The organism is Streptomyces thermovulgaris (assembly GCF_002155915.1).
GTDB classification, from domain to species: domain Bacteria; phylum Actinomycetota; class Actinomycetes; order Streptomycetales; family Streptomycetaceae; genus Streptomyces; species Streptomyces thermovulgaris.
In genome coordinates, this window is record NZ_MUME01000413.1 from 4,075 (window position 1) to 4,616 (window position 542).

General features: G+C 74.4%; 1 pseudogene. It reads right to left on the reverse strand.

Annotation, left to right across the window (positions count from 1 at the left end):
- Positions 1-398 (reverse strand): annotated as a pseudogene (locus tag CCN35_RS29760) (hypothetical protein); the annotation flags it as partial.
- Between the last annotated feature and the right edge of the window lie 144 nt (positions 399-542).

Genomic DNA, 542 nt, shown 5'->3' on the forward strand with positions numbered 1-542 from the left:
ACCCCGGCCGCCCGCGCCAGGGCCAGCTCGCCGGGGCTCGCCACCTCGGCGCCCAGGCCCTCCTCGTGCAGCAGCCGCAGCACGGGCACGAGCGGGGTCGCCTTGACGGCGAAGGCGTGCAGCACCGGGGTGCCCGGTGCCGTCACCGCCGCGAACGCCGCCCGCAGCGAGGCCGCCGAGGCCCGGATGCCGGTGACGTCGAGCAGGCACACGAGGGGGGAGCCGGGGCCGAGCAGCCCCTGCTCCACCGCGGCCCGCACCGCCGCGTCCCGCCGGACGGCCCGNNGTGCGGGCCGTGCAGGCCGTTGGTGTCGTCCGTGCCGTCCATGCCGTCGCTCCCGTCCCTGCGGCCCCGCCGTCGTCCGGCGCCATTCGTCCGGATCCGTCCAGCGAAGCATCCGGGGAGTACCCGTGTGGCGCGCGACGCCGTATTGACTAGCTCTATTCACGTGATGAGGATGTGAATAGAGACAGCAACACATCCGTGGGAGCAATCCGCTGGGAGGCAGACCATGTCAGGACCCCGCCCGCCCGTCTCCCCC